This is a genomic window from Candidatus Pristimantibacillus lignocellulolyticus, from assembly GCA_023639215.1.
GTDB classification, from domain to species: Bacteria; Bacillota; Bacilli; order Paenibacillales; family Paenibacillaceae; genus Pristimantibacillus; species Pristimantibacillus lignocellulolyticus.
The window spans coordinates 2,644,451-2,668,242 of the sequence record CP097899.1; the positions used below are offsets into that span (position 1 = coordinate 2,644,451).

Genomic DNA, 23,792 nt, shown 5'->3' on the forward strand with positions numbered 1-23,792 from the left:
GCTGTATTGATGCAATTCAAAATTGAGGAGGCTACTATCTATGAAAAAGAGATCGCGTGTTTTAACTCTATTTTTGGCAGTAACAATGCTTGTATCATTATTGGCAGCTTGTAGCGGCAACGGGAACAATGGAAATAATGCTCCTGCTACAAATTCTGGTAACACAAATAGTCCTACTTCTGAACCAGCAGCGGCTAAGGATACGATTACTGCGTTATTACCACCAGCATCAGCTAACTATCAAGCGCGCTTTGCTGACATGGAAAAAGAATTCAATGCATTATATCCGCATCTTACATTAAAAATCGAACCAGCAAGCTGGGAAGATATGACACAAAAGCTAGACACTCAAGTTAATGCAGGTTCTCCACCAGATATCGCATGGGTTGGTTCCACTGCAACATCTAAATATGCTGCACTTGGTATGTTGTTAGATATTAACAACGCTTTAACTGATGAGATGAAAGCAGATTACGATGAAATTCCTATGAAATATTTCCAACTAGAAGGTGCACAATACGGTTTGCCTGCATACATGGCAGTACACTCTATTGGTGGTAACAAGCAATTCCTTGAAGAAGCAGGTATTGATTGGAAAGCTGTTCAACAAAATGGCTGGACATATGATGAATTCCGTGAAGCGATTAAAGCTGGTGTGGTGAAAGATGCTAAAGGCGATACTTCTCGTTACGGTTTCGTGTTTGCAACAGCTGGCGTAACTTCTAAAGACTATTTGAGCATTATGGCTAAGTCTGCAGGTCTTCCTGAATACTTTGATGAAAATCTTAAGTTCTCTTACACAAGTAAAAACTTCTTAGGTCTTCTAACATCTATTCGTCAATTGATTGATGATGGTTCTATGCCAAAAGAGTTAAGCTCTATCGATGCTGGTAAACGTTGGAACATGTTCTTAACAGGCCAAACGATGATTACTGGTAAAGGTCTAGCAAGCTTTGAAAACTCTGCACGCTTGAACAATGAAAAAATTAAAGCTAATGATGGTTCAGCAGTAGCGGAATCTATCGAGGCAGAATACGTTCCACTTCCAGTACCAACATTCAATGGTGCTAGCTACATCCCTACTACTGTTGTTGATGGTTACATCGCATTACGTGGTAAAAAAGATCCTACTGAAGAGCACACGAAAAATATCGCTTTAGCGATGTACTACTTGTCTTCTGGTTCGGTAGCTGCAAACTATAGTAATGAATTGTTCTTATCTCCAATTACTGAAACAGCTAGAAACGCTGAAGTTTTAGAAGTATATCCTCGTAGCGAAGAAAACATTAAAGCAGATGAAGCGATGATGTCTAAAGCAGTTGCTGCTCGTACAGACATTCCTACTGATCTTGCTGCAGAAGCTATCAAAATCGAAACTGAGGTTATCGTTCCGAAGTTGCAAGCTCTACTAGCAAACGAGATTACACCACAAGAAATGTATGATGCAGTTAAAGCAGCTGCAATCAAATCCTTCGGTGAAGAAGGCGTAGTTGTAGACTAATTTTTAATAATAAGAGCTGTACGTCAAAGTACGTACAGCTCTCATTATAACTATGAAGAAGTTTGATTGTTCTAAGAAGAGAGGTGCGTCCTAATGAGTCAAACATTAACTAGAAAAAAGAAATTAAAAATCGAAAGTGATTCAGGATGGGGATATGCTTTTATCGCAGTAGCACTTATTGCATTTTCTTTGTTTACTGCATATCCAGTCATTAACGCTTTCATAATTAGCTTACAAGATTACAGACCATTAGGGTCCACTTATGTAGGATTAGAAAATTTCAAAGAGTCATTCACTGATGGTCTTTTTTGGAAGGCTCTAAAAAATACAGGTGTTTATACGTTATTAACGGTTCCGTTCAATATCTTTTTGTCATTCTTAGTCGCAATATTAATTTTACCGTTTAAGAAAAGAACACAGACGGTGTTTAAGGCAATCTATTATTTACCGGCAGTAGCATCTGGTGTAGCACTAGCTGTAGTATGGCTTTGGATTTTTGATCCTTTGAAATCGGGTATTGCCAATCAGATCGTTATGTTTTTTGGTCTAGAGAATCAAAACTGGCTTGGTTCCAGTGCAACAGCGATGTTTTCACTTGTATTAATGTCGTGGTTATCTAGTCACGGTACAGCAATTATAATCTATCTAGCTGCATTACTTGGTATTGATAACAGCTATTATGAAGCAGCTGAAATTGACGGTGCATCTTTCTTGCAAAAGCTTTGGTTTATCGTCATTCCTTTCCTTAAGCCAACAACGCTATTCTTACTTGTTACAGGTATGATTGGATCTTTCCAAGTGTTCCAAAACGCTTATCTAATGACAGGCGGTGGACCAGACCATGCAACGACAATGGTAGGATTGTTAATATTTAACAATGCGTTCACATATTTCGAATTTGGTGAGGCAGCAGCACAATCTTTAATACTTGCAGTAATTATTGGAATTGTTTCATTCATTCAATTTAAGTTCTTAGGCAAAGACATCGAATACTAGGAAAAGGGGCGAAATAGATGGCTTTATTCAATAACAACTTTAGAAGTGGATGGGCGTTGTTTGTACGGAATGGTCTTATTATTACGTTCCTAGTCCTATTCGCACTAGCAACCATTTTCCCTATTTATTTTATGATTATATCGTCCTTTGGTGATCCAGTAGAAGCTGGTGCAATGAGTTACTCAATTTTCCCAAGTAAAATATCTTTTGAATCTTATAAATTCTTCTTTAATTTCAATGCAAATTCATATAATTGGTTATTAAACTCATTAATTGTAGCAGCTTGTATAACAGTTTCTAACGTATTGTTCGCTACATTGGCTGGTTATGCATTTGCGAAAATGAACTTTAAAGGTAAAAACGTATTGTTTGCAATCTTGTTAGGATCTATGATGATTCCTGGTCAAGTAACACAAGTACCACTTTATATTTTAATTGTTAATGTTTTCGATTTACAAAATACGTATGAAGCATTAATAATGCCGAGTATCGTAACAGTGTACAATATTTTCTTAGTTAAGCAGTTTATGTCCTCTATTCCTAAGGAAATTATAGAGGCAGCTAAAATTGAGGGATGTTCTCAACCGAAAATTTTCTATTACATCATTCTTCCACTATCTAAAACAGTTATGGCTGTTCTAGCAATCCTTACATTTATGGCAGCTTGGAATGATTTCTTCTGGCCGTTCCTAGTAACGAATACGATGGATATGCAAACGATTCAAGTCGGCTTGAAAAACTTCCGTTTTGCTAATACAACCTATTTTGCACCAATGATGGCGGGTGCAACAATTTCAGCAGTACCAATGTTTATTTTATTCTTCAGCCTACAAAAATACTTCCTTGAAGGGGTAACGGTAGGAGCGGTGAAAGGTTAATGGATAATAAAACAAAAGTAGAAGCGAAATACGTAGTTGGCTTGATGTCTGGTACATCGGTAGATGGTATTGATGCAGCGGTAATCGAAATATCTCCAGTTCATGAGGGAGAGCGAGCGATAGCAGTTCGCTTACTAGCTTTTGAGAATACATCTTTTCCTGAAACAGCTAGAAATGAAATATTTGAATTGTTTAATCCTGCCAATGCTACGATAGATCGAGTAGGTGCGATGAATATGTGGCTTGGTGAATTATATGCTGGGGCTGCATTATCTGTTATCGAGCAAAGTGGACTTCATCCTTCACAAATTACAGCTATTGGTTCTCACGGTCAAACGATCTATCATGCACCAGAGGCTAATTGGGTTGATGGCTACAATTTGCACTGCACTGTACAAATTGGTGATGGTGCGGTTATTGCCAATCGCACAGCAATAGCTACCGTATCTGATTTTCGCGTAGCAGATATGGCAATGGGAGGGCAAGGAGCACCATTAGTACCTTTTACAGAGTATTTATTGTATACGAATGAAAAACAAACACAACTTTTGCAAAATATTGGTGGTATAGGAAATATAACTGTTCTGCCAGCGAATGCTTTACCAAGTGATGTATTTGCCTTTGATACAGGCCCAGGCAATATGATTATTGATGGGCTTGTATCAGAGTTATTCCCACCGATGACGATGGATGTAGGTGGAGAGATTGCTGCACGAGGGACCATCATTGATGAGTTGCTGAACTGGCTCAAGCAGGATGAATACTATACGTTGGAGCTACCCAAATCAACAGGTAGGGAACGATTCGGTAACCAATACGTTGCACAAATTATAGCAATGATGAACGAAAAGGGTTGGAGTGCGGTCGATGTCATTGCGACGGTTACTTACTTAACGGCATGGAGTATTTCAGATAGCTATGAGCGATACATCGCACCTAAGCATCGTGCTGGGCAGTTGCTTATTGGCGGCGGAGGTAGTTATAATGCAACGTTATTGAGTAACTTGAAGCAATTGTTTGCAGAGCATGAAGTGGAAGTGTTGACGCAGGAAGATATCGGTGGCAACAGTGATGCTAAGGAAGCTATTGCCTTTGCACTACTTGCTTACTTTACGATGGAAGGGTCAGCGAATAATATTCCACAAGTAACAGGTGCATCAGAGCCTGTTGTTATGGGGAAAATTTCTTTGCCGTATTCGCGGTAATCCATGGGAGGCTAGCGACATGCAAATAAGACCTTTTGATGAAGAAGATAGCTCTGCAGTGGTGGAGCTTTGGAATACAGAAGCAACGAAATATAACTATCAGCCATTTACTGAACTTTCGTTTCGTGAAACTTTCATTGATCATCGCTATTACGATGCTGACTGTTTGTGGGTAGGTTGTAATGGTGAGAAAATAGTTGGCTTTGCAGCTGGTTGTAGCGGAGATGATCTTCCACTAGGTAATATTGCAGGATACATAACTACTGTTATTATTGCCAGTCCTTTCGCTGAAGAAAAACATTATAATGCTTTTCTAAAATGCTTAGAGCAAAGATTTATCGCGCTAGGAAAGAAGCAAGCCGATGTACTATTCTTCAATCCTGTGAAGCTGAAATGGAATATTCCTAGCAATCCTAGTCACGAGCATAATAATGCACCAGGTATAAGTAAAGATCAGCCGTTATATGAAGTGTTGCTCACACGAGGTTATGTTGATCGAGCAACGCAATGCGGAATGTATTTACCGCTTGGTGACTTCACTATTCCTGAGAGTATTCTAGAAAAAGAAAAAAAAGCAATGGGATTCGGTTATCACATTACATTATTTGATCAATCTGTTCATACAAACCTAGAATCACTATTGAGTGCGTTGCAAAACCCTCAATGGGAAAAAGATGTTAAATATTATATGGAGCAGAATGTCCCGATCGTAATAGCTGTACAAGGAACAGAATGTGTTGGATTTGCAGGTCCTATTATCCGTCAGGATAATGCCAGAGCATTCTTTTGTGGTATTGGTGTTCATCCAGAACATGAGGGATATGGTCTAGGAAGCACATTATTCTTCCGTATGGTTGATGCTTTTCAGAAAGCAGACTGTGACTATATTTCACTGTTTACTGGGATCGATAATCCAGCCATTCGAATTTATCAAAAAGCAGGATTTACTGTAGAAAAAGAATTTTCTATACTGCGTAAGGAGCTTGAGCATGAGTGAGAAACTAACGGTTTTGGCAATTGGAGCACATGTAGGTGATGTCGAGCTAGCTTCAGGCGGTGTACTTGCGAGCCATAGCTTAAAAGGAGATCATATTGTAACGTTAGCTTTAACTGCAGGTGAACGCGGTGTTCCAGCAGGGCAGGATATGAAGGAATATCGCGGGCAAAAAGTAAAGGAAGCAGAGCAATTTGCTAGCATGCTTGGCGGAGAAGCAGTAGTATTTGATTATTGCGATGGCGAACTTCCTGATACCCAGCAAATTCGTATGGAGGTCTGTGATGTTATTCGTCGCGTGAAGCCGAACATTATTATTACGCATTGGAAAAATAGTATGCATAAGGACCATGCACTAACACATCATATCGTCAACGATGCTCGATTTTTTGCAAGCCTGCCAACCTTTGAACGAGAGTATGCAGCACATTTTGCAGCAAGATTGTATTACTCGGAAAACTGGGAGGATGCAGTAGATTACGTTCCTTACGTCTATGTAGATTTTGATCAAGCGGCATATGATCTATGGATTGATGCGCTAAGCAAACATTGGTTCGTAACGAATAGCAAATCGTTTAAGTATATGGATTACTATAAAGCTTTGGCGGTTGTACGTGGCTGTGAAGCAAGAAAAACGTATGCGGAAGCATTTATGGTTGCTCCAGAAACGATGAAGGTGAGACAGACTAGTCTTTGGTAGTTTCACGCACATTTATGTAAATTAGAGGGAGTGTTTCTTGTATTCATATAAGAGATATTCCCTCATTCTATACCCTTTCAAGTTCAGAAATTTAGACGCTTTATTTGGAAGTAGATGAAAAGTTTTAGATGATGCTTCCGATGTACTTTTCATCTATAGTTATGATTATCGACAAGCTATGAAAAGTTTTAGGAGGTAGTAAATTATGGTGTTAAATGGAATAGATTCTATTTTGAACTATCGTCATTTGTTTGAAGGTAAACGCGTAGGGCTAATTACTGCTCCAACAGGTCTAACAAAAGATTTCCAGTCTACAATTACTATTTTGCATGAAAACTTTCATCTAGCAGCAATGTTTTCTCCAGAGCATGGAGTACGAGGAGATCTTGATGCTGGTGCTTTAGTAGATACGTATATTGATCCCTTTACTAGTGTTCCTGTTTATAGTTTGTATCGTAAAGATTCCAAGCGCTTAACAACTGAAATGCTAGAGAAAGTAGACATTGTTGTCTATGATATTCAAGATGTTGGTGTACGCTATTATACTTTCATTTATACGATGCTGTATGCACTAGAAGATTGTGCGAAGGCAGGTATACCATTTGTTGTCCTCGATCGTGTTAATCCGTTGAATGGTACAACGGTTGAAGGTAATATTTTGAAGCCTGGCTTTAAATCGTTTGTTGGCAATTATGAGTTAGCTGCTCGGTATGGATTGACAGCAGGGGAAGTAGCGACAATGGCTAACGATCAGATGAATTGGAATGCATCACTACATGTTATTCTTCTAGAGGGCTGGGAACGGAGCATGTCTTTCCCACAGACGGGCTTAACATGGGTTCATCCTTCCTTAGGTATGCCTCGCTACGAAACTGCACTATTATATGTAGGAACATGTTTGTTTGAAGGTACTAATTGCTCGGAAGGGCGCGGCACAACATTCCCCTTTGAAATGATTGGTGCGCCATATATTGGGGCTCAGCAATTATCAGATGAGCTAAATGCGAAAGGTCTCGCAGGGGTTCGCTTCCGTCCCGTACATTTTAAACCTAGTTCATCTAAACATTCAGGTGAATTATGCGGTGGTGTGCAATTATATATTACAGATCTAGGAGCAATTAAACCGCTTGAAGTTGGCGTTACGATGCTGTTTACAGTTAGAGACTTGTACGAGCAGTTTTCATTCCTCCCACCCATAAAGGAAGGATCTCGTCCATTTATTGATTTATTAGGTGGAGATAATATATATCGGACGAAGCATGTTCAAGCGAAAGAGCTACTTGAGCAATTTGCAGAGGAAAGCAACCAGTTTGCTCAAATAAAACAGCAATATCATTTATATAAATAGAGGATGGAGTGGGAACTGATGAAAACAATCGAGCAAATGACACTACGAGAAAAGATAGGACAAATGATTGTTACGGGCTTTCCATCTACCGAGATATCGCAAGAGATGCAGGAAGTAATCGAGCACTATAAAGTCGGGAATGTCATATTATTCTCACATAATATTGAAAATAAATTTCAGCTGGGTGAGCTAGTATCGGAATTACAACAATCATTTACGAAACATACGACTATACCTGGTTTTATTACGATTGATCAAGAAGGTGGCAGAGTTACAAGGATGCCGAAAGATGCGACAAATGTAGCTGGGGCGATGGCGATTGCCTCATCTGGAAGACCAGAAAATGCTTATTCCGCAGGTCGCATAACTGCTCGTGAACTTAAAGCACTAGGAATCAACTTCAACCTTGCGCCTGTTATGGATATTAATAATAATCCACTCAATCCTGTCATCAATGTCCGTTCCTACGGTGATTCAGTAGAAAATGTACAGAATTATGGTATTGCGATGATGAAAGGCTTAATCGATGGTGGAGTGATGTCATCATTGAAGCATTTTCCAGGACATGGCGATACGAATGTAGATTCCCATATTGGGCTACCAACAATTGATAAGTCGCTTGCAGAACTTGAACAATTAGAGCTACTTCCATTTGTGTCAGCAATTGAGCAAGGAGCTCATGCTATAATGAGTGCACATATTTTGTTCCCGCAAATAGAAAAGTCTGGCTTACCTGGTACGATGTCGTATACGATTATTACAGAGATATTAAAAGAAAAGCTTGGGTTTAAAGGGTTAGTCGTATCGGATTGCTTAGAGATGGACGCTATTAAACGTTATTATGGTACGGCGCAAGGAGCATTAGGAGCAATTAAAGCAGGCATCGATCTAATCTTTATTAGTCATTCAGCTGGAATTGTGAAGGAAGCTGTTCAACTTATTGAAGATGCAGTAGCTGCTGGTGATCTAGAAGAAGCAGTGATTGATGCTGCTGTAAGCAAGATTTTAGCTTATAAAGCTCTATATTGCGAGGTAGAAGCACCAAATTATAATATTGTAGGCAGTGATGTACATCGTCGTGCCAATGAGCTGATGCGTACGGAGACGATATGTGTTGTCAAAGGTGAAATTGAGCAAGTACGTGCTAGAGATGAGCAATTACTATTTGTAGGTTCGTATGCCTATCGTAGTGATATGGCATCTAGTAGTGTCAACACAGATGCGAACTTCGCTCAATACTTGAGTGAGCATTTTGAAGCTGCATATGAAATAATTGATATTGATCCTAGTGAAGAGCAAATCGAAGCGACCATGAGTAACGTACAACATTATAATCATGTTGTAATCGGACTATTTAACGGTCGGGAAAATAAAGGACAGCTTGAATTAGTGAAACGAATGATCGCTTCAGGATGCAAGGTAACAGCAATTACACTAGGTAGACCATATGATTTATCGTTAATAGAGGGGCAATTTACTGGAATTGCTGCTTTCGAATATTCTGTTAATGCTTTCCGTTCGCTTATTCCATTACTGAATGGTGAGCAGTCGCCAACTGCACAAATAACGATTCAACTGTAGAGCAACAAGATAACAAGGAGAAATGGAACTATGGCATATGTCGTTGGGATTGATGGTGGCGGTACGAAAACAGCGGTTACGATCGCACATGATACCGGAGAACTTGAATTATCATTTACCGTTGGACCAATTAACATAAACGGTGGAGATCGAGATAATATTAAGGCTTCATTTGTTGTGATGTTTGAGCAAATAATGAGCTGCTGTGGCTCGCTTGAAAATATTGCATATATTTGTATTGGAGCTGCTGGTATTAGTAATCCGCTTGTGAAAAGCTTCCTTGAGCAAAATGTTAGAGATAACGGTTATATGGGGCAATTAACGATTACAGGTGATCAAGAAACGGCATTGTACGGTGCTCAAAATGCAATGAAAGGGATAATTCTTATTGCAGGTACAGGCTCTATTTGCTTTGGAGTTAACGAGCAAGGCGAGCAGCATCGGACAGGTGGCTTTGGTTATCTCATTGATGATGAAGGTAGCGGTTATAGCATTGGCCGTGATCTGCTGTCTACGTTAGTTCAGGCTGAGGATGGACGAATATCGGGTACGATCATTCCAACTTTAGTATACGAACAACTTGGGTTACGTACAGTACAAGAAATTGTTGGCTTCGTCTATGATAAGCAAACGACGAAAAAGGAGATTGCAAATCTAGCACCGATTATGACACTCGCATGTGAACAAGGAGATCAGCATGCTCTTGCTCTTGCTAAGGGATGCGCCGATTCTTTATATGAACTTGTCGTTCCAATTATTAATCGATTAGAATTATTTGATACACCGATTGCGATCGCAGGTAGTGTACTACAGAAATCACCCTTTGTAAGGGAAGCATTAGCGAGTAAGCTTTCACAAAGCTATCCAGATGTGGAGTTAATCATGCCGATAAAGGACGCAGCTTATGGTGCGGTATTAATGGCAATATCTAAATTAGCAGACAATGAAAAAAGATAATAAAAGGGGGTATTCCTATATAGGAATACCCCTTTTTATTCAATACAGATGTATGCTGTTATGGTGTTGCTTAATTGTTAGAAACGATCGGAGAAATAGAAAGTCGCATTCTGCTTAGGGAACAAGGCTTGTAAAATACTAAAGGAGTCTGAATTATCATTAGCTTCATCATATCCCCAAATTATATACTTAATTAATTGAATTTCATCAACGACAAGCGACATATACGTAGTATTCGGCAAGCTTGCTTGGGAAATGGTAAGCTGTTCATGCTTGTAATCTAGGAATAAATGCTCATCTCCACTACAAAGGTCAAGATGGAGTTCTTGCAGAGCAGTTTGCTCACTGTGCTGTAGTCTAGCTTCCAATTCCGGTTGTAACTTGTTAAAAGTAGAAGTGAAATTGATTTTTTTCCACATCGCTATATCTATCTTATGTTCAGTTGCAGCTTGCTCTTTAAAATAAGTAGTGATGCGATGATCTTCAGAAAGCATAGAGAAAATTTGCTCAGCATGAGGACGTCGCTCGCATAATGCCAGGAATAAATCTACAGCATCCTCTTCAGCTTCCTTAAGATAAGCAAATTCATGAATGAAAATGTTATTTTTATCGCTCTTTTCCATAATGCCATATGCAACAATACGATTGTCCTTACGAATAAGTAAGCAATCATTATCTTTCCATAAAGGCCATTTAATTAGATCGTGCCAATATGATTCATCACGAATAACGGTATAAGTACGCTCACTATTAAACTGCTCATAGATAGCGCGCAAATCGTCTAAGTAAGCGGGTTCAAATGGAATAATATCTAAACTACCATTACTTGGCGCTATAGTTGGACGTGGTATAGAATATGCTTTTTCGGTAATAAGCTTCCAGCCGACTTTCTCGTAGAAAGGATGAATGCTAGCAAGTAGCAAACTCAGATCATAATCTTCGTTTTTCATCCACTCTGTCTGAGCGTTAAGTATTTGATGTGCTAGTCCCATTCCTCGAAAGTTTGGGTTTGTTCCAACACTACCCATTGCCCCGATTTTTAGACTAGACTTGCCGACACGAATATGAAGCGGAAATATTTGTACAACGGAAGCAATGGTACCATCGACTGTGGCAAACCACGTTGTCTTGGTATCGTATGACGAATCAAAATCCATTCTTTCTTGAAAAAAAGCACGACCTACTGAAAAAACATCACCTAGTATATCGTAAATATGTTCAATTTGCTCTCTAGTAGGGCTATTAGAAACAAAAATTTCTTTCTTGGATGTTGTCATCTGTCATTTCCCTCCATAATAAAAGTCGATAAATTCATTAAAGTATGCGATCTTATGAGCTATTATAATATAAAGGATATAATATTGTAACAAAATAACTAAAATAATTACCTAAATTATTATAGAAATTGTGAAAATTATTTTCTTTACGAGCAATTCAACATACTTACTGCACATCTTAACGTAATTGTTGAATTCAAGTGGTTTATTACCCTTTATTTTGTGTAAAATGTAACTATACTAATTAAAGGAGCGAACAACATGCAATCGATCGCAGGGAAAGTAGCGTTAATTACAGGAGCAGGGCGTGGTATTGGACGTGCAACAGCAATAGCTTTTGCAGAGGAAGGTGTACACGTAGGTCTTGTTGGACGTACACTTACAAATTTACAACAAGTAGCAGAGGAACTTAAGCAATATGATGTGAAAGTGGCAATAGCCGCAGCCGATATTGCAGATTTGGATTCTATAACATCAGCGGTTCAGTCTATTAGAGATGAACTTGGTGCTATCGATATTTTAGTAAACAATGCAGGTATTGCCAAATTCGGTGGCTTTATGGACTTAACGCCAGATGAATGGACAAATATTATAGACGTGAATGTAAAAGGTGTATACTACACAACACGTGCGGTATTACCTGAAATGATGGAGCGTAATACAGGCGATATTATTAATATCTCATCAACAGCTGGTCAAAGAGGAGCGCCACTTACTAGTGCATACACAGCTTCCAAAGCAGCAGTAATCGGACTTAGTGAGTCATTAATGCTTGAAGTTCGTAAGAAAAATATTCGTGTTACTACGTTGACGCCAAGTACAGTCGCAACGGAAATGGCTGTTGAATTGAACTTAACAGATGGTAACCCAGAAAAAGTGATGCAAGCAGAAGATTTAGCAGACTTAATAGTTGCAGGACTTAAACTTCATCCACGTGTTCTATTGAAACATGCTGGTCTTTGGTCGACGAATCCTTAATATTATTATTGTCTAAAACTTATCTATACAATGATGTGAATAAATAGGCTTTCCAATAGTTCGGGACTGCCCCTTGTCTTATTAACAAGGGGTAGTCCTTCATTGAACTTTTGGGAAGCCTTTTATGATCTATGAATTGATTATTACTGTAAGTGTTACTGGGTGATATGTTGTTTCTGGAATTGTGTAGGTGTAACACCAGTCCATTTCTTAAAGGTATGACTAAAATGCCGTTCATCTTGATAGCCTACCATTCTAGCTACAGCAAAAACTTTGAGTTGATTATGCAGAAGTTGCTTGGACTTTTCAATACGAAATTGATGAAGATAATCTAGAAAGTTAGTCCCCAACTCTTGCTTGAATAACGTACTTAAGTACGTATTCGATACAAATACTTCTTTGGCTATTTGTTCTAAGGAAAGATTACCCTGATATCGTTCATGAATGAGATCAATGGCTGACTGAACCGTCCGATGTAGCACTTGCCGTTCGGATAGAGCCTCGATTAGCTGTTGAATCATTTTCTTCAATAGAACACTGAGCTCATCTAACGTCTCAGCATGGGGTAAATGTTCTACCCAATTGATGATCTGGTTTTTCCACTCGAAGGAACATGTCGCTTGTTTGGACATTAGTTTCTGTAACTCTAACATAAAGCTGCTAATTTTCAGTTGAACCTCATTGCGATCATGATTAGATATGACTCGAAGCTTATCTAGCCATTGCTCGGTAAGATCGAGTGTAGTGGCATACTGTCCATTGCCAATCGAAGAAAGTAGCTCATCCTCGAGCATATTAATTTCGGCATTCACTAAAATAGAATCTTGCTCATTCATCACCGTATTAATTACTTTGTTATAGATGAAGATAGATCCAACACCATTGAAGAAGCGTGATTCTAGCATTTTCATCGCTTGCTGAAAAGAAATGTGAATGTCATTAATATGTTCGACCTCATCGCCAACTCCGATACTAATCGATACTTGAAGATAGTGCTGGATATTTTCTTGAAGCTTACGAAGTTGTTTGATCAATAAGTCATTATTCATTTCGGTGTTTAAATTCGCACACCAAACCATATGCCCCTTATATGCAAAGTACTCCAACTTACTTTGATACAATTCTTCTAATGTTTCGGCTAGTATATTCATAATTGCATATTGAAGTGTATCTCTATCCTCAGGTGTATACTTAGCATCCATTAGCTGCTGATCCATTTGAATCGTACCTACGTGAAGTTGAGTAGGCTGCAGTTTTATTTCGAGTTCCTTCATTGTAATTATACGATTCTCATAGCCTACTTGCCTTTGGTCGATCCATTGTGTTAACTTTTGTTGCTTGGCTAATGTACGGTTTTTTGCCCAGGTCAACTGAAGTTGCTGCAAAGTTTGATCCTGTGATTGTTGTTCTTCCAATTGCTGTTTAGCAGTAAGGACGGCACTTAACAGTTCTTCAGGGCGGCATGGTTTAAGTACATAGTCAACTACTCCGAGTAAAATTCCTTTTCGAGCATAGTTAAAATCATTGTAGCCAGATAGAATGACCGGGATAAAGTTGTAACCCCTAGATCGCGCTTGTTCGATCAAGTCTAATCCGTCGAGTTGTGGCATGCGAATATCGGTTAATAATAGATCTGGTTGATGTATTGGGAAGAGTTCAAGAGCTTCAAGGCCGTTCGTAGCTGAAGCGCAAATATCAATATGATGTGCTTGCCAATCAATCATTTGGAGTATACCTTCACGGATTATTTCTTCATCTTCAACAATCATAAGTTTAACCACAATGTATTCCTCCTTCACTGATTGGAAAAGTCATGGATACAAGTGTACCCTTACCTTCAGTACTTGTAATATGGAATAAGATCTCTGACCCATAAATAATAATTAATCGTTCTTTCACATTGGTTAATGCAAAGAAGGATGAAGAATTCTGATCACGATGTAGATTAGAGTGTTGAAGGAGTGCTTGATTAATCTCATACAATCGTTCTTGTTGAATTCCAACGCCATTGTCCATGACTTCGATATGAAGTTGATGGTTACTATATTGAATCGTAACTTGAATAAATCCATGTTCATGTAGCGGCTCTATACCGTGAATAACTGCATTTTCGATCAATGGTTGCAGTAATAACTTAGGCACATGAAGTGCAAGAGCATCATCAGGGACATGAATTTCAAAATGAAGACGATCTTTGAATCTTTGTTTCTGTAAAAATAAATAGCTTCGAATGAGCTCAAGCTCCTCGTCAAGTGTAATAAAATCTCGACCTTCGCTGAGACTAAGTCGGAATAGATTAGATAACGAATAGACAAGCTCTGAGATATCTTTTTGTCCTCGCTGTTGTGCTGTCCAGCATATCATATCTAGTGTATTGTATAGAAAATGAGGATGGATCTGAGCTTGTAGCGTTTTCAATTCTGCATTTCGTTGCTTCAATTGCATGGCATACACTTCATCAATTAAGTCTTTAATACGAATGACCATATTGTTATAGCCTTCACCTAAGCGCCCGATCTCATCTTGTCCAGAGAAATCGACGCGTTGACTAAAGTCTCCATTCTGTAATCTTCGCATCGAACGAAGTAACTTCTTAAGTGGGTTCGTTATAAGTGAAGCTGCGATCCAAGTAATAATCAAACTTACAACAAAGCAGGCTAACATAATTAATACTGTACTCGTTTGAATCTGTTTTAACTCAGTTAAAAGCTGTTGCTTCTCTTGAACAACAAGAACATGCCAACCCGTTAACCCAGAGGAACTATGACTAACGATCCATTGCTTATTATCAATATGAGTGAGCTTTTCATTATGTAATAAAGCTTCATATCCATCAATAAAAGGTAGCTCAGTAGCATTTTTATGTTGCCACTCTTGGTTGGAAGCGCTTAATATTAATCCATTCTGATCAATGACATAGATTTGATTGTCTTTTCCAACTGTTTTCATATATTGCTCTCTTAATTTTGATTCATTAAATCCGAGTAGCACAATACCTTTAGGTACCAATGTGTTGCTATCTTTAACTACCTTGGATAAGACAATTTTGGTTTGGCGGTCACCATCAAATACTGTTTCGTGTGCACGCATAAGCGTCCATACAGGTTTTCCATCAGCTTCAAGCGTTTGTTGATAAAGGGTAGAATTTGCAAATCGTTCAAAAGGAATAGCGCTTGCAATTCCAGCATGATTAATAGCAAATGGCTTTTGATGATTATTAGGATCTAACGTATACAGAATGACAGATTGCATAGAATGGCGAGTAACCATCAAGGTAGATAGAGAAGAAAAGAGATCCTTTCGAACAACGGGATCATTCTCGGTAGCTAGTAATTGCTGTGTATGCATGGATAGAAATAAGTAATTAGAAAAGTCAATCGCGTCCTGCGCAATATAATCAAATTGATCTAGACTCGTTTTGGCAAGATTGTATTGAGCTTGACCTACATTATTTAGTACAAGTTTGGATGCTATAAAATAGGAGAATCCACCAGTAATAGCAATTGTGACAAGGAAAAAAGGGGCAATCCATAAGAACAGTTTCCAGCGCATTGGATAGGGACGGTTAATCTTGATTTTGGATTGTGTCATTGATAAAAACACCCCTTGTTATAGTGACGTATTAGATGTGTTGACTGTCTACTAAGTATAGCAAATTTACATTCATTGAAAACCATTCTAGTTAGTGAACCTGAAAAATCATAGCATTCATCTAAAATTTCCTACATGTTTTTCGTGGCAAATTGGCTTTAACATTAAGGTCAGACACGAAGGGAATATGACAAACAATAATATTTCATGAAAGGTTGGGGGAACAATGAAAAACAAAAAAACAAATTGGGCAATGTTATTGCTAGTATGTACGATGCTATTTTTAGCAGCATGTAGTAATAACGGAGGAACTAGTACGAATAACGGAGATAAGAATGCAGCTCCTACTCCTACCCCTGCGGAAAGCACAACTAAGGATCCAGAACCAGAACAAATTACGTTGAAGTTCTTTACAGCACTTGCTGATCGTGCGAACGGTTTAGGAAAAGTTGAGCAAGATATTATTGACCAATACATGGTAGAATTTCCGAATGTAAAAATTGAGGTAGAAGCATTACAAGATGAGCCTTATAAGGCAAAAGTAAAAGTATATTCATCTACAAACGATCTACCTGACATCATGCAAGTATGGGGACAACCTTCCTTTATTCAACCACTACTGGATAATAACTTACTTGCAAGCTTAGATGAGTCATCATTTAAAGATTTGGATTTTGTAGAAGGTTCTTTTGACGGTTTTGCTAAAGACGGTAAAATCTATGGGGTACCTCGTGGAGCAGACTACTTAGTTCTTTACTATAACAAAAAGATGTTTGCTGATAACAATCTAACTGCTCCAACTACAACTGAAGAATTAAATAATGTCATTGCTACATTCCGTGGTAAAAACATTAACCCAATTGCAATTAATGGTATGGATGGTTGGACTTTGCCGATCTGGTATGACTATGTTCTTCAACGTCAAACAGGTACGTTTGACACAATGGATCAAGGTCTTCGTGGTGAAAAATCATTTACGGATGAAGAGTTTGTAAAAGGCGCGCAAGCAATGCTAGATTTCGCAAATGCAAAAGGCTTTGCAGATGGATACTTAACAGCTGATTATGGTGCTGCACGTAATCTATTTGGTCAAGAGCAATCTGCGATGTATCTAATGGGTAACTGGGAAGCAAGTCTAGCTACAGATGAGAACTTCTCTGAAGATTTCCGTAACAATGTAGCGGCTGTTCCTTATCCTGCAAGTGATGTAGCTCCAGCTTCCAATCTAGCTTCATGGTATGGCGGTGGATATTCTATTGCTGAAAATTCTAAACATAAAGAAGAAGCTTCGAAATTCCTTAACTACATGTTCCAACCTGACCGTTGGGCGAAAATGATATGGGAAGCGGATGCAGGAACACCTGCTCAAAAGTTTGAACAATTCTTAACTGGTAATGAAACAGCACTACAAAAAGAGCTAGTTCAAATTTTCAATACGGCTACTTCTAGTAGTGGTACTCCAATTCATGACTCTGCTACAGATGAATTTAAGCAGACGGTTATGGATGCACACCAAAGCTTATTAGTAGGTAAAATAACACCAGTACAATTTGCACAAGCGCTTGAAGATGCTGCAAGTAAAACAAGATAAGTAAAAGAGATAGAGAAATCTAAATTAGAAGCAGTGAGAGCTTAGACTCTCCTGCTTCTCTTCAAATCAGGGAGACTGGAGGAGAGAAGTATGCATCAAGTAATGAGCAATAAGAAAACAATATTTCTATTAGTAGTTCCTGGATTTTTGTTTTTCCTGTTTATGGTCTGCGTTCCTATAGTAATGAGTGTCTATTACGGTATGACCGATTGGAAGGGTATTGGCGACTATAACATGGTTGGTTTAGAGAATTATATCAATATATTAATTCATGATAAAGTGTTCTGGAGATCTCTCTGGAATGCCATACTATTAGTAATAGCAACAGTCGTTCTGCAACATCCTATCGCTATATTATTTGCAATTTTGCTAACACATATGGGCAAGTGGGAAAAACTTTATCGAGTGCTTTTCTTTATCCCAGCTGTTATCTCGATCGTAGTAACATCTAAGCTATGGAGTGCAATTTATCATCCTAATTTTGGACTGTTGAATAAAGTACTTGAATCTATAGGACTTACATCTTTGAAGCAAGAATGGTTAGGTAATCCCGATATTGCAATTTGGTCTTTGATTGTAACGATTATGTGGCAAGGGTTTGGTTATGCGTTATTACTTTACTACGCAGGATTACAAGGAATTCCTGAGGATTTATATGAGGCGGCTAAGCTTGATGGGGCCAATTATACTCAACTTTATACGAAAATAATAATTCCATTACTTGCTCCGATGATGAGAGTTGCCATTATCCTTGCTGTAATTACTTGCTTAAAGCAGATGGAAACCGTATTCTTGATGACCAATGGTGGTCCAGGTGAAAGTACGCAGTTTCTAGGTAATTACGTATATAAAGCGGCATTTTCTTCCTCATTGTACGGATATGGTAATGCAATTTCAGTTCTCTTTGTTATCTTCTGCTTAATCTTGACGGTAATAATGAATAAGCTTCTCAAAAAAGATGTAGGCGAATTTTAAGGGGGGAAATAGATGGATACAACAATGCGACGAGGGAGTAAGATCATATTATTTGTTGTCATGTCAGCAATAGCCTTAATACAGATTTTCCCTCTAATTTGGCTAATAAACTTCTCGTTTTTGAAAAGTGGAGACTTCTTTGGATCATCGTTTCTGAAATGGCCGGAAGCCTTTCAATGGAAAAACTATGCTGACGCATTCTCAAATGGACGAGTACCGACGTATTTCATGAATAGTCTATTTGTTACGTTAACGACTGTTATTGTTTCAGCAGTTTTAGCATTAATGATGAGTTACGCGTTCACTAGAATGAACTGGAAGCTAAAGGGTCCTACAATGAATTTTATTATGTTAGGTATGATCATTCCCATTCATGCGACGTTACTTCCCAACTTCATTATGTTCAATAAATTAAATATGCTTGATCATTTAGGGACCTTAATTATTCCGTACATTGCGTTCTCAATTCCAATTAGTATGTTTATTATGACAGGATTTCTAGAAACAATTCCAAGAGTGATTGAGGAATCAGCAATTATTGATGGTGCTGGAGTATTCACCATTTTATTCCGAATTATATTACCGATGACTAAACCGGCAATTGCTACAGTCTCTGTTCTGAACTTCATTACATGGTGGAATGAATTTATTATGGCCAATACGTTTCTCGTATCGGAGGATTTGAAGACGTTACCGTTCTCAATTATGAAATTTACTGGTCAATATTCCTCCAACTATGGCGCGCAATTCGCAGTTATGACTTGTATCGCTATTCCATCTATTCTATTCTATCTTTTGTTTACAGAGCAACTAACGAAGGGTATAACAGCTGGAGCGGTGAAAGGTTAATTATTTTATAGAAGTTAACCGCATCTTCTAATGTACATCCCGTGAGTAACGCGCTCGCAAAGAATAGTCGATGAATTGCTATTATGATATGAAAAGAGACATTATAGAGGAAACTCTAAAATGTCTCTTTTTTTTCATGTTCTATACTTTAATCTAAAAGTATCTTAGTTATAAACTAATCTGAAAATGCGAAAATTATTTTCAATAAACTGTTTAAGATTTTTGGAACTATGTATAGTTTTAAAAAACAATAGCTAATTATCGTGTGTTCGGAAATCGCGAGGATATAACAACTTCTATATGTAACAAGGTTTATTATTGTTTAACTTTTATTTGTAACATTCTTTTTCTTTCTGTAAAGTAATTGAATTATGTTGAAAATTTTTCTCTTACTTGGTATATTAAATATGAAAATAATTTTCGTAGATGAAGGAGCGTGAACCCATTGTTGGTATCCAAAGAGCAAGGTAACCAATTTGCAATCGGAATTGATATTGGTGGAACTAAAATTCTTACAGCTCTTGTAGATAGATCAGGAAGCATTATTCATCAGGTAGAGTTTCCAACACTGCCTGAACAAGGCTCAGATGATGTTATTCGAAGAATTCATGAGGCAGTTCGAGTTTTAATTGATCGTATTCCAGAGTTAGGGCGATTACTTGGTATTGGTGTAATATCAGCAGGGGTTATCGATTCGAAGAAAATGAGTATTGTTTATTCAGCTAATCTCGGATGGAAAGACGTTGAGATCGGAGCAATACTTGAAAAAAGTTTTCAAGTGCCAGTTATGTTAGGTAATGATGCTAATCTAGCTGCTTTAGCGGAATATGTATGGGGTACACGCCAAGAAATTAAGGATTTAATATATATTACAATAAGTACTGGTATTGGTGCGGGTATTGTTAGTGGTGGACAACTAGTGAAAGGTGTATCTGATAGTGCAGGTGAATTTGGGCATATCTCGGTTGATTCGATGGGTCCCAAATGTGGCTGTGGAAACTACGGATGCCTTGAAAACTATTGTTCTGGAACAGCAATTGCCAATATTGCAAATACAAAGCTACCATTAAGATCAAGCGGAGCATGGACAAGCAAAGATGTGTTTGAGGCTGCAAAAGCTGGAAACAATGATGCTATTGAAATTATAAAATTAGGTGGTTTTCACTTAGGAAATGCAATAATAACACTTATTCATTTATTCAATCCATCTCAAATTATTATGGGTGGTGGCGTTATGAGTGGCGAAAGTATGCTACTTCAAGAAGCTAAGAAAATTATTGAAGAAAGATGTTTGCCAGATATGAAGAAGCAATTAGTCATTAGGCGGACTGAGCTTGGTAAAGAGATCGGTGTACTTGGAGCAGCGGGATTGTTCTTTATGGATGATACGATTAGCTAAGTAAGGAGGCGTTATATTGAGTTTATTGCAAGCATTAAAGGAAAGTGGAGAAAACTTATCTCCGCAAGAAAAAAATCTAGTGAATTTTTTTCTTGAGCAGCCAAGAGAGGCCGTTCAAATGTCTATTACAGAATTGGCTAAATTATCGGGAAGTAGTACTTCAACGATTTCAAGATTTTGTAGATTATTTCACGCTGAGAACTTTACAGAATTTAAAGTTAAGCTGGCGATGGAACTTTCTGAGGAACCGACAACAAGTACGTATCAAGATATTGTAGCAGGACAGTCATTAGATCATATCGTTAATGCTATTACAGCCAATCATATTCGCTCCGTTTCAGATACTGCGAAGATACTTGATTATAGTAAGCTTCGTGAAACGATAGATGTATTGCACCATGCGAAACGAATCGATATTTACGGGATTGCTACATCTGGTGTCGTTGCTGAAGATTTTTATCAGAAACTTATTCGTATCGGTAAAGCTGCAGCAGTTTTCGCAGATCCACATATGCAACAAACATCTGCAGCATCACTTGGCAAAGGTGATGTAGCCATCGGATTCTCTTACTCAGGTGAAACACCTGAAACTATTGAAGCACTTATAAGTGCTGCTGAGCAAGGTGCAACAACAATTTCCGTAACGAAATATGGTGCGAATACGCTGTCTGATATTGCAGAGATTAGTCTGTTTATCTCCTCTTCTGAAGCAGGAATGCGCCGCGGAGATATGGCTTCGCGAATGGCTCAGCTTCATCTTGTAGATATATTATTTGTGGGGCTTGTTAGTGAGTATTTTGATGTTTATGTGCCTCGATTAGAACGTTCTTATCAGAATGTGAAACGATTTATTGATAAAAAGGGAGGGTATTAACGATGAAAATTTTAACTTTTGATACAGAAGAGCAAATCAATGAAGCAGGGGCAGCTATAATTGCAAGCGTGGTACAAACAAAAGCTGCGGCAGTTTTAGGATTAGCGACCGGTGGGACACCAGTTGGTATTTATAAGCAATTAGTGCAAACCTATGAGCGTGGTTTAATCAGCTTCAAGGATGTAACAACATTCAATCTTGATGAGTATGTAGGGATTGGACCAGATCATCATCAAAGTTACAATTACTATATGAAAGAAAACTTATTCAATCATGTTGATATTGACGCTGCACGTACAAATATTCCACGAGGTTTAGCTAACGATCTTGATATTGAATGTCGTCGCTATGAGCAAATGATTGATGATGCTGGTAGTATTGATATTCAATTGCTTGGTCTTGGCCATAATGGACATATTGGCTTCAATGAACCTGCTGCTGATTTATCAAGTAGTACTCATGTTGTTAAGTTGGCTGAGGCAACGAAAGCTGCCAATGCACGTTTCTTTACGGCAGAGGAAGAAATGCCAAGTTTAGCAATTACGATGGGTGTTGGAACAATATTAAAAGCTAAGATGTTGCTACTTGTAGTTAAGGGTGAAGATAAGGCGGAAATTGTTAAGCAAGCTTTAACGGGTCCTATTACTACGGATTGCCCAGCTTCTATGTTACAAACGCATTCTAATCTTGTCGTACTTCTGGATAATGCTGCTGGGAGCCTACTATAATGGATAACATAAGAGCATTACTCATTACAAATGCAAATATAGTTTTACCTGATCGTTTAATTGAGGATGGCTGGATATATAGTTGTAATGGTGAAATTGTCGCTTATGGTAACTCCAATGAGTCTTATAATGAACTAATTGGAGAAGAAGCGCAAAAGGTAGATGGTAAAGGTGGATATGTATTACCTGGCTTTATTGATATTCACGTACATGGTGGGGCAAATCATGATTTCATGACTGCGAAAGATGAAGAGCTAGATACGATTACTCGCTTTCATATGGAGAATGGAACAACGACGATGCTAGCAACAACAGTTACTGCATCACGCGATGAGTTAACGGAAGTTATTGACACCGTTGCAAAGTATGAGCGTAAGCCAATGCCTTATGCTCAGCTTATCGGTGTTCATCTTGAAGGCCCATTTGTTAATCCAAAGTGGAAAGGTGCACAGAATGATAATTTCATGGTAGCACCGCAGTTGGAATGGCTTGATGAATGGGTGCAGAAGTATCCAGGAGTAGTTAAAATACAAACCTTAGCTCCTGAGATTGAGGGTGCTCCGCAATATATTCGTGCTCTCAAAGATCACGGTATTGTAGCGGCGTGTGGCCATACGGATGCAACATTTGAAGAAATTGAGTTTGCAGTAGAGCATGGCTTATCGCATGCTGTCCATACGTTCAATGCGATGCGAGCGCTTCATCATAGAGAGCCAGGCACAGTTGGTGCTGTAATGCTCAATGATAATATTACGGCTGAAGTAATAGCTGACGGTCATCATGTTCATCCAGCGGCAATAAAAATTTTATTGCAAGCTAAAGGTGCGGATCTTGTCGTGCTTGTTACTGATGCGATGTCAGCAGCAGGTATGCCTGATGGAGAATATTTGTTAGGTGTGTTACCTGTAATTGTTGAAGATGGAACGGCTCGCTTGAAGGAAGGCGGTAGCTTGGCAGGAAGTACACTTACGATGATAAAAGGTTTCCAATATCTTATTCAAGAGGTTGGTGTATCAATCATCGAGGCGAGTCGAATTGCAAGTCTAAATCCAGCTCGTGTTATTGGAATATCGCAGCAATACGGCAGCCTTGAAGTAGGTAAGCGTGCTGATCTCCTTCTAGTAGATAAAGGACTATCAATTGATGCTGTCTTTATCGCAGGAGAGCAAACGCTATAACTTATTAGCGGTTCTTAAAGCCCGCATTTTGAATAATCAATTAACCTCATCAAAAGAGACTTTCCGTTAGTTCTTTGAACTTTTGGGAAGTCTCTTATTTTGTCAACATGAAAACATTGAGCTAAATGTGCAACAGTTGCATACCATTCCTATGCTATAGTGGGAATCGGGATATTCTATTAACAAATTGTA

20 protein-coding genes are annotated in these 23,792 nt (G+C 38.4%); 17 read left to right on the plus strand and 3 right to left on the minus strand.

Annotation, left to right across the window (positions count from 1 at the left end; genetic code table 11):
- The first annotated feature begins 40 nt into the window (after positions 1-40).
- From NAG76_11115 to NAG76_11155, 9 genes are all read left to right on the plus strand, one after another.
- The gene (locus NAG76_11115; protein ID URN92451.1) at positions 41-1,501 is read left to right on the plus strand and encodes an extracellular solute-binding protein; all 1,461 of its coding nucleotides are present in this window, start codon (positions 41-43) and stop codon (positions 1,499-1,501) included.
- 93 nt (positions 1,502-1,594) lie between these two features.
- Positions 1,595-2,497 (plus strand): sugar ABC transporter permease, encoded by a 903-nt coding sequence (locus NAG76_11120; GenBank protein URN92452.1) that lies wholly within the window; start codon positions 1,595-1,597, stop codon positions 2,495-2,497.
- A 17-nt stretch (positions 2,498-2,514) separates the two neighbouring features.
- Positions 2,515-3,375, plus strand: coding sequence for a carbohydrate ABC transporter permease (locus NAG76_11125; GenBank protein ID URN92453.1), 861 nt, complete (start codon positions 2,515-2,517; stop codon positions 3,373-3,375).
- Positions 3,375-4,580 (plus strand): anhydro-N-acetylmuramic acid kinase, encoded by a 1,206-nt coding sequence (locus NAG76_11130; protein ID URN92454.1) that lies wholly within the window; start codon positions 3,375-3,377, stop codon positions 4,578-4,580. Before NAG76_11125 ends, NAG76_11130 begins: the two co-directional genes overlap by 1 nt.
- 19 nt (positions 4,581-4,599) lie before the next feature.
- On the plus strand, positions 4,600-5,577 hold the full coding sequence (locus NAG76_11135) for a GNAT family N-acetyltransferase (GenBank protein ID URN92455.1): 978 nt from the start codon (positions 4,600-4,602) through the stop codon (positions 5,575-5,577).
- Positions 5,570-6,274, plus strand: a complete 705-nt coding sequence (locus tag NAG76_11140) for a PIG-L family deacetylase (protein ID URN92456.1) — start codon at positions 5,570-5,572, stop codon at positions 6,272-6,274. Before NAG76_11135 ends, NAG76_11140 begins: the two co-directional genes overlap by 8 nt.
- Before the next feature lie 205 nt (positions 6,275-6,479).
- On the plus strand, positions 6,480-7,622 hold the full coding sequence (locus tag NAG76_11145; protein URN92457.1) for a DUF1343 domain-containing protein: 1,143 nt from the start codon (positions 6,480-6,482) through the stop codon (positions 7,620-7,622).
- An 18-nt stretch (positions 7,623-7,640) separates the two neighbouring features.
- A complete protein-coding gene (locus tag NAG76_11150) occupies positions 7,641-9,203 on the plus strand; it encodes a glycoside hydrolase family 3 protein (GenBank protein ID URN92458.1) in 1,563 nt (520 codons plus the stop codon).
- Between the two features lie 30 nt (positions 9,204-9,233).
- Positions 9,234-10,160, plus strand: a complete 927-nt coding sequence (locus NAG76_11155; GenBank protein ID URN92459.1) for an ATPase — start codon at positions 9,234-9,236, stop codon at positions 10,158-10,160.
- A 77-nt stretch (positions 10,161-10,237) separates the two neighbouring features.
- Here NAG76_11155 and NAG76_11160 read toward each other — a convergent pair whose 3' ends face one another.
- The gene (locus NAG76_11160; GenBank protein URN92460.1) at positions 10,238-11,437 is read right to left on the minus strand and encodes a GNAT family N-acetyltransferase; all 1,200 of its coding nucleotides are present in this window, start codon (positions 11,435-11,437) and stop codon (positions 10,238-10,240) included.
- A 261-nt stretch (positions 11,438-11,698) separates the two neighbouring features.
- Here NAG76_11160 and NAG76_11165 point away from each other — a divergent pair, with 261 nt between their 5' ends.
- Entirely contained in the window at positions 11,699-12,415 is a 717-nt protein-coding gene (locus NAG76_11165; GenBank protein URN92461.1) for a 3-ketoacyl-ACP reductase, read from the plus strand.
- A gap of 155 nt (positions 12,416-12,570) precedes the next feature.
- Here the strand turns inward: NAG76_11165 and NAG76_11170 are convergent, their stop codons facing one another.
- Positions 12,571-14,196 carry a response regulator gene (locus tag NAG76_11170; protein ID URN92462.1) on the minus strand — a complete coding sequence of 542 codons (1,626 nt, stop codon included), beginning with the start codon at positions 14,194-14,196 and terminating at the stop codon, positions 12,571-12,573.
- Entirely contained in the window at positions 14,189-16,006 is a 1,818-nt protein-coding gene (locus NAG76_11175; GenBank protein ID URN92463.1) for a sensor histidine kinase, read from the minus strand. Before NAG76_11175 ends, NAG76_11170 begins: the two co-directional genes overlap by 8 nt.
- 226 nt (positions 16,007-16,232) lie before the next feature.
- On the opposite strand from NAG76_11175, the gene NAG76_11180 reads away from it, so the two are divergent.
- The 7 genes from NAG76_11180 to nagA all read left to right on the plus strand — a co-directional run bounded on the left by NAG76_11180 (position 16,233) and on the right by nagA (position 23,600).
- Positions 16,233-17,597: an extracellular solute-binding protein gene (locus NAG76_11180; protein URN92464.1), complete on the plus strand. Its 1,365-nt coding sequence runs from the start codon at positions 16,233-16,235 to the stop codon at positions 17,595-17,597.
- 90 nt (positions 17,598-17,687) lie between these two features.
- A complete protein-coding gene (locus NAG76_11185) occupies positions 17,688-18,572 on the plus strand; it encodes a sugar ABC transporter permease (GenBank protein URN92465.1) in 885 nt (294 codons plus the stop codon).
- Between the two features lie 12 nt (positions 18,573-18,584).
- Entirely contained in the window at positions 18,585-19,421 is an 837-nt protein-coding gene (locus NAG76_11190; protein ID URN92466.1) for a carbohydrate ABC transporter permease, read from the plus strand.
- 445 nt (positions 19,422-19,866) lie between these two features.
- Positions 19,867-20,820, plus strand: a complete 954-nt coding sequence (locus NAG76_11195; protein ID URN92467.1) for an ROK family protein — start codon at positions 19,867-19,869, stop codon at positions 20,818-20,820.
- A 13-nt stretch (positions 20,821-20,833) separates the two neighbouring features.
- Positions 20,834-21,694, plus strand: a complete 861-nt coding sequence (locus tag NAG76_11200; GenBank protein URN96816.1) for a MurR/RpiR family transcriptional regulator — start codon at positions 20,834-20,836, stop codon at positions 21,692-21,694.
- A gap of 2 nt (positions 21,695-21,696) precedes the next feature.
- The gene (nagB, locus tag NAG76_11205; GenBank protein URN92468.1) at positions 21,697-22,422 is read left to right on the plus strand and encodes a glucosamine-6-phosphate deaminase; all 726 of its coding nucleotides are present in this window, start codon (positions 21,697-21,699) and stop codon (positions 22,420-22,422) included.
- The gene (gene nagA / locus NAG76_11210; GenBank protein URN92469.1) at positions 22,422-23,600 is read left to right on the plus strand and encodes an N-acetylglucosamine-6-phosphate deacetylase; all 1,179 of its coding nucleotides are present in this window, start codon (positions 22,422-22,424) and stop codon (positions 23,598-23,600) included. Before nagB ends, nagA begins: the two co-directional genes overlap by 1 nt.
- Positions 23,601-23,792: the final 192 nt, after the last annotated feature.